Genomic DNA, 6,276 nt, shown 5'->3' with positions numbered 1-6,276 from the left:
TGAACCCCTCAAAGAAGGCCTATTCCTCGTCTGACATAAGGTTTCGTGCCAAGCTGGTCTCCATCGCAGATACCAGCTTGAATCATGCCCAAAGCCTGATGGGAATCCATTTTGTCAACACGGCCTAGAACTTCTGGCTGGCCAGTCTTCTGGGACCACTTCATTGCTCTCGCCGCAATCGTCATGCTCTGGCTATGAAACAAGAACGCGCCCCAAGCCGGGCTGAGTTTCTGTTCAAGACTGATTATGTAACTGCACGAGACGAGAATTCAGATGAAAGGCCGAGATGGACTCGCTTTGATCAGAATAAAATGCTCCAAAGCCAGTTGGTGGATTCTGGATATGGATGGGGGGCCGTCCAGCCAACAGATGGCACTAATCCCCTGAAAAGGCATCGAAATGATTGACGGCAATGCCCTTGTCAATCATCCATCTTCAACGCGGAAATGAACGCTTCCTGCGGGATTTCCACGCGGCCGAACTGGCGCATCTTCTTCTTGCCGGCCTTCTGTTTCTCCAGCAGCTTTTTCTTGCGCGTCACGTCGCCGCCATAGCACTTGGCGGTCACGTCCTTGCGCAGCGCCGACAATGTCTCGCGCGCGATGACCTTGCCGCCGATGGCCGCCTGGATCGGGATCTTGAACATGTGGCGCGGGATCAGCTCCTTGAGCTTTTCACACATCGCCCGTCCGCGCAGCTCGGCCCGGTCGCGATGAACCATCATCGACAGCGCATCAACGGGTTCCTCGTTTACCAGCACCTGCATCTTGACCAGATTGTCGGCGCGATAGCCGATGATCTCGTAGTCAAAGCTGGCATAGCCCTTGGTGACAGATTTCAGCCGGTCGTAGAAATCGAACACCACCTCGTTGAGTGGCAGATCATAGACCGCCATCGCCCGCCCGCCGACATAGGTCAGATCGGTCTGGATACCGCGCCGGTCCTGGCAGAGCTTGAGCACATCGCCGAGGAATTCATCCGGCACCAGGATGGTGGCCTTGATGCGCGGCTCCTCGACATGGTCCACCAGCGTCATGTCGGGCATGTCGGCGGGGTTGTGCAGGTCGATCTTGCGACCGTCCTTGAAATAGACGTGATAGATCACCGACGGCGCGGTTGTGATCAGATCGATATCGTATTCGCGTTCGATCCGGTCGCGGATAACCTCCAGGTGCAGCAGCCCCAGGAACCCGCAGCGAAAGCCAAACCCCAGCGCGGCGGAGCTTTCCATCTCGGACGAAAACGAGGCGTCGTTCAGCGCCAGCTTTTCGATGGCATCGCGCAGGTCCTCGAACTCGGACGAATCGACCGGGAAGAGCCCGCAGAACACCACCGGAACCGATGGCTTGAACCCCGGCAGTGCCTTGGCGCAGAGGCGGCGTTCATGGGTGATCGTGTCCCCCACCTTGGTGTCGCGCACCTGCTTGATCGAGGCGGTGATGAACCCGATCTCGCCGGGGCCAAGTTCGTCAACCATCGTCATTTCGGGACGAAAGACGCCGACGCGGTCGATGGTATAGGTGGCGCCGGTCTGCATCATGCGGATGCGTTCACCCTTTTTCAGGCGTCCATCCATGATCCGCACCAGCACCACAACGCCCAGGTACAGGTCATACTTGCTGTCCACCAGCATCGCCTTGAGCGGCGCGTCGGCATCGCCCTTGGGCGGCGGCAGCAGCTTGACGATGGCTTCCAGCACCTCGCGGATGCCCTCCCCGGACTTGGCCGAAACCGGGATCGCGCCCGAGGCGTCGATGCCGATCACCTCTTCGATCTGTTCGGCCACCCGGTCGATATCGGACGCCGGCAGGTCGATCTTGTTGAGAACCGGAATGATCTCGTGATCGGCCTCGATCGCCTGATAGACGTTTGCCAGCGTCTGCGCCTCGACGCCCTGGGTGCTGTCCACCACCAAGAGGCTGCCCTCGACCGCGCGCATGCTGCGGCTGACCTCATAGGAGAAATCGACATGCCCGGGCGTGTCGATGAGGTTGAGCACATATTGCTCGCCGTTCTCGGCGGTGTACTCGATGCGCACCGTATTGGCCTTGATGGTAATGCCGCGCTCGCGCTCGATATCCATCGCGTCGAGCAGCTGTTCCTTCATGTCGCGTTCGGCCACGGTGTCGGTCATCTGGATGAGCCTGTCAGCCAGCGTCGACTTGCCGTGGTCGATATGGGCCACGATCGAGAAATTGCGTATGTGCGAGAGCGGTGTCATGGCAACGGCATATGCGGCGGATCGGTGTGCGGGTCAAGCTGGCATTGGGCGGACGGCCCCCACCGGCGCGGCGTTGTGCGATTCGTGCTATGATGCCCCGCAGACCCAAACCAAAGGGGGGTGCGCGCATGACCCATGACAAAGCCGTTCACGCCCGTATCACCGGGCGGGTGCAAGGGGTGTCGTTTCGTGCATGGACACAGATAGAGGCCCAGCTGCGGGACCTTTGCGGCTGGGTCCGGAACGAGGCCGACGGATCGGTCACCACGGTATTGGCCGGGGCCTCCGAAGCAGTAGACGACATGGCGCGTGCCTTGCACCGCGGGCCGCCGGCGGCGGTCGTGAACGGGGTCGAGATCAGCGCAACCGACTGGCCCGACGCCACCCGTTTCGACATCAGGCGTTAGGTGGCGCGGCTCGCGCTCAGCCCTGGGGCAGCGCACTGCGCCGGATCATGGTGCGCAATGCAAAGCTCGACCGCATCGAGCGTATGTTGGGGGTCTGCATCAGCCCCTCTTCCAGGAACCGGTCGAACCCGGCCAGATCGGCAGCCACCACGCGCAACAGCACGTCGCGCGTGCCGGTCATCAGGTAGCATTCCATCACCTCGTCGAAACGCCTGAGCGCGGTTTCGAACTCGGCAATCGCCTCGCGCGTCTGGCGCTCCAACTCGACGAAGATGAAGATGTTCAGCGGCAGGCCCAGCCGCTCCTGGTCGACGCGGGCGGAATAGCCGGTGATGATGCCGTCGCGTTCCAGCCGGGTGATACGGCGCGCCAGCGGCGTCGGCGACAGCCCCACCTCTTCGGAGAGCTGCGCCAGTTTCTGGCGCCCGTCGCGTTGCAGGGCGGCGATGATCTGACGGTCGATCCGGTCCATTTATTCTAAATTCTCCGTGAACTTTGGGGATTTTCTCCAACATCACCCCCATATGCAAAGGTATTCGCCGGTTTTTTGCGCGCCGCAACCACTACAATGCGCCAAAGAGAAGGAAAACCACCATGATGACCCGTCTGCCATCCGACACCCACGAAGAGGTCTGGCGCATCGAGGATGCCGAAACCGGGCTGAAAGGGTTCATTGCGCTGCATTCCACCGCGCGCGGGCCGGCGGCTGGCGGGCTGCGGATGCGGGTCTATGACACCGACGATGCCGCGCTGGCCGATGTGCTGAACCTTTCGCGCGGCATGAGCTACAAGAACGCCGCCGCCGACCTGCCGCTGGGCGGGGGCAAGGCTGTCATCATGGGCGATCCCGCGACGGACAAGACACCGGCGCTGCTGCGCGCGATGGGCCGCGCGGTCGAGACGCTGAAAGGCCGCTACTGGACCGCCGAGGACATGGGCATGACCCCCGCCGATATGGCGGAGGTTGCCCGCGAAACCGACTATGTCGCCGGCCGCGACGAGGGCGCGCATGCCAGCGGCGACCCCTCGCCGGTAACGGCGCGCGGCGTGCTGGGCGCGATGAAGACCGGGGCTGAACGGGTCTTTGGCAGCGCCGATCTGAAGGGGCGCAAGGTCGCCGTTCAGGGGCTCGGCCATGTGGGCTGGCACCTGTGCCGGATGCTGCATGACGAGGGCGCCGCGCTGATCGTGGCCGACATGGACGCCGCCCGCGCCAACCTGACCGCGCGCGACTTCGACGCCGAAACCGCAGCCCCCGACAGCGTGCACGCAGTCGAGGCCGACATTTTTGCCCCCTGCGCCATCGGCGGCATCCTGAACGCGCGAACCATCCCGCAGATCCGTGCGCGAATGGTGGCGGGTGCCGCCAACAACCAGCTTGCCACGCCCGATGACGCCGACCGCCTGCACGCAGGTGGCATCCTTTACCTGCCCGATTATGTTGCCAATGGCGGCGGCATCATCAACGCCGCGGCAGAGATCCTGCACATCGCCGACCGCAACGTCTGGGTCGAGGAAAAGCTGGCCGCGCTGCAGGCAACGATGGCGCGCATCCTGGCCCGCGCCGAGGCTGAGGGAACCAGTCCCGCCCACCTGGCCGACCGCATCGTGGCCGAGCGCATGCTTGCGCGCGCCGGCTGATGCCGCTTGCCGCTGTCGCCTGCCCGGCCTAGGCTGGGCACAGCCATGATGGAGGCCCCAATGCACAAGCTCATGCGCCTGCCGGCAATCCTTGCACTCGTTCTGTCCGGTCTCTCCGGCACCGCCAGCGCGGGCGAGACCTCGTTCCGCCTGGGCCCGAACCCGGTGCTGGGTGGGGGCGAGTATTCCACCGGCGGCGGCATCACCGTTGCGGTGGAGCTGCGCGAGATGCAGGGCCGCACCGGCCTGTGCGGCGCCTGGGCGCAAAGCGAACGGCTGACCGCCTATCTGCGCGGCGCCGGGCGCGAAGTGATTGCCAAGGGCTCGATCGCGCTGGGGCGCGAGGTGTTGACCTACAATTTCAACTTCCTCCACCAGATCGCCCCGCGCGAAAATTATGCCGGCGCGCCGGCGGGCTGCGTACGCCTGAAACGCGCGTGGCAGCCGGGCGACGCGGCCAAGCCGCTGGACATCCGCATTCCCCGCCGGTCGTTGCGCTTTGGCAACCCCGGGCCGAAAAGCGGCGGCTTTCAGGTGACTTTCCGCGACACCGGCCGCGTCAACCCGGCGATGGAGGCCGGCAGCCTGCTGCCCAAGTCCTGGACATCCATCCACCTGACCCCCACGAAGACGCAGTAACGTCACCCGAGACCGCCCCCATATCTGGCGGATTGATTATCCGGCCCGATTCAGCGATGATCCCCGGATACGAAACGCACGCGCAACCGGTGGTAACAAGCCGGATTTCGGGCAAGATATACGGGCAGGATACATGAAACGGGCGATCATTCTGGGCATCGCACTGACGCTTTCGGGCTGTGGCGGCGGCGCGCCGCGCGAGGTCGTGCGCGCACCGATCGTGCGCGCCGTGCCTCTGGCCTCTGGCCCGATCAGCAAGGCCTGCATGGTATCGGGCCGCGAGGGGCGCTCGGCCAGGCTGTGCGGCTGCGTACAGGCGGCGGCTGATCTCAGCCTGACCCCGGCGCAACAGCGCCGCGCGGTGGCATTTTACGCCGACCCGCACCTGGCGCAGGTGGTGCGCCAGTCCGACAAACCCACCGATGAACGGTTCTGGGAAGCCTATGCCAACTATGGCAAGCGCGCCGAAGCAATGTGCGGATAGGGCGCGCGTCGGGCGACCCTATGCCTTTAGCCGATAGCCGCGCGCGAACATCATCCAGGCCGCCACCGCCACCGCCAGGCAGGATGCGACAGACACCGCCAGCCCCAGCCAGGGCGAACTGTCCGAAACCCCGATCGCGCCGTACCGCGCACCGTCGATCAGGTAGAAGACGGGGTTGAAATGGGTGATCTCGCGCAGGCCCGGCGGCAGCGCCTGCACCGAATAGAACGTGCCCGACAGGAACGCCAGCGGCGTCACGATAAAGTTGGTGATCGCCGCCATCTGGTCGAACTTGTTGGCGAAAATCCCCGCCACGATGCCAAGCCCGCCCAGAAAGAGCGACCCTAGCACGACAAAGGTCAGCGCCCAGAGCGGGTGCACCGGCACGCTGCCGCGAAAGACGAACAGCCCCAGCGAAATCGCCACCGCCACGATCAGCCCGCGCCCCACCGCACCGGCCAGGTAGCCGGTGACCAGTTCTGCCGGGCTGAGCGGCGGCATAAGGGTATCGACGATATTGCCCTGAACCTTGCCGATCACAATCGAGGACGAGGTATTGGCGAACGCGTTCTGGATCACGCTCATCATCAGGATACCGGGCGCGATAAAGTCGGTAAAGTCGACCCCCATCACATCGCCCCGGCTGGGGCCGATGGCGATGGAGAAGATCAGCATGAACAGCCCCGCCGTAGCCAGCGGTGCCAGCACGGTCTGGGTCCAGACCGCCATGAAACGCTGGATTTCCCGCGCGCACAACGTAAAGAGCCCCAACCAGTTGACCCGCCCGAAACGGCGCGTGCCCATGCCGCTTTCGATGGCCATTGCGTTGCCCTCCTTCTGCGCTTGAGTGATTCGACGCCTTGTAACTCACACGTCAGTGATTA

At 63.8% G+C, this 6,276-nt stretch carries 7 protein-coding genes; 4 read left to right on the top strand and 3 right to left on the bottom strand.

Annotated elements, in window-relative coordinates; genetic code table 11:
* Window positions 1-421: 421 nt before the first annotated feature.
* On the bottom strand, window positions 422-2,221 hold the full coding sequence (gene lepA / locus DL899_RS14000; RefSeq protein WP_111734981.1) for a translation elongation factor 4: 1,800 nt from the start codon (window positions 2,219-2,221) through the stop codon (window positions 422-424).
* A gap of 128 nt (window positions 2,222-2,349) precedes the next feature.
* On the opposite strand from lepA, the gene DL899_RS13995 reads away from it, so the two are divergent.
* Window positions 2,350-2,628, top strand: a complete 279-nt coding sequence (locus DL899_RS13995; protein WP_111734980.1) for an acylphosphatase — start codon at window positions 2,350-2,352, stop codon at window positions 2,626-2,628.
* A gap of 16 nt (window positions 2,629-2,644) precedes the next feature.
* Here DL899_RS13995 and DL899_RS13990 read toward each other — a convergent pair whose 3' ends face one another.
* Entirely contained in the window at window positions 2,645-3,100 is a 456-nt protein-coding gene (locus DL899_RS13990; protein ID WP_111734979.1) for an Lrp/AsnC family transcriptional regulator, read from the bottom strand.
* A 122-nt stretch (window positions 3,101-3,222) separates the two neighbouring features.
* Here DL899_RS13990 and DL899_RS13985 point away from each other — a divergent pair, with 122 nt between their 5' ends.
* The 3 genes from DL899_RS13985 to DL899_RS13975 all read left to right on the top strand — a co-directional run bounded on the left by DL899_RS13985 (window position 3,223) and on the right by DL899_RS13975 (window position 5,392).
* Window positions 3,223-4,269 carry a Glu/Leu/Phe/Val family dehydrogenase gene (locus DL899_RS13985; RefSeq protein ID WP_111734990.1) on the top strand — a complete coding sequence of 349 codons (1,047 nt, stop codon included), beginning with the start codon at window positions 3,223-3,225 and terminating at the stop codon, window positions 4,267-4,269.
* Between the two features lie 60 nt (window positions 4,270-4,329).
* On the top strand, window positions 4,330-4,908 hold the full coding sequence (locus DL899_RS13980) for a hypothetical protein (RefSeq protein ID WP_162685583.1): 579 nt from the start codon (window positions 4,330-4,332) through the stop codon (window positions 4,906-4,908).
* A 133-nt stretch (window positions 4,909-5,041) separates the two neighbouring features.
* The gene (locus DL899_RS13975; protein ID WP_239494712.1) at window positions 5,042-5,392 is read left to right on the top strand and encodes a hypothetical protein; all 351 of its coding nucleotides are present in this window, start codon (window positions 5,042-5,044) and stop codon (window positions 5,390-5,392) included.
* 18 nt (window positions 5,393-5,410) lie between these two features.
* Here DL899_RS13975 and DL899_RS13970 read toward each other — a convergent pair whose 3' ends face one another.
* Window positions 5,411-6,214: an ABC transporter permease gene (locus DL899_RS13970; protein WP_239494711.1), complete on the bottom strand. Its 804-nt coding sequence runs from the start codon at window positions 6,212-6,214 to the stop codon at window positions 5,411-5,413.
* Window positions 6,215-6,276: the final 62 nt, after the last annotated feature.

The organism is Roseovarius amoyensis (assembly GCF_003260265.1).
In the GTDB taxonomy this organism is placed as follows: Bacteria; Pseudomonadota; Alphaproteobacteria; order Rhodobacterales; family Rhodobacteraceae; genus Roseovarius; species Roseovarius amoyensis.
The sequence above is the reverse complement of the archived record's forward strand: the minus strand, read 5'-3'. Positions and strand labels throughout refer to the sequence as shown.

What these genes read in the sequence shown, in the direction of transcription:
- lepA (WP_111734981.1), bottom strand. Translation starts at nt 2,221, where the DNA reads ATGACACCGCTCTCGCACATACGCAATTTCTCGATCGTGGCCCATATC.
- DL899_RS13995 (WP_111734980.1), top strand. Translation starts at nt 2,350, where the DNA reads ATGACCCATGACAAAGCCGTTCACGCCCGTATCACCGGGCGGGTGCAA.
- DL899_RS13990 (WP_111734979.1), bottom strand. Translation starts at nt 3,100, where the DNA reads ATGGACCGGATCGACCGTCAGATCATCGCCGCCCTGCAACGCGACGGG.
- DL899_RS13985 (WP_111734990.1), top strand. Translation starts at nt 3,223, where the DNA reads ATGATGACCCGTCTGCCATCCGACACCCACGAAGAGGTCTGGCGCATC.
- DL899_RS13980 (WP_162685583.1), top strand. Translation starts at nt 4,330, where the DNA reads ATGCACAAGCTCATGCGCCTGCCGGCAATCCTTGCACTCGTTCTGTCC.
- DL899_RS13975 (WP_239494712.1), top strand. Translation starts at nt 5,042, where the DNA reads ATGAAACGGGCGATCATTCTGGGCATCGCACTGACGCTTTCGGGCTGT.
- DL899_RS13970 (WP_239494711.1), bottom strand. Translation starts at nt 6,214, where the DNA reads ATGGCCATCGAAAGCGGCATGGGCACGCGCCGTTTCGGGCGGGTCAAC.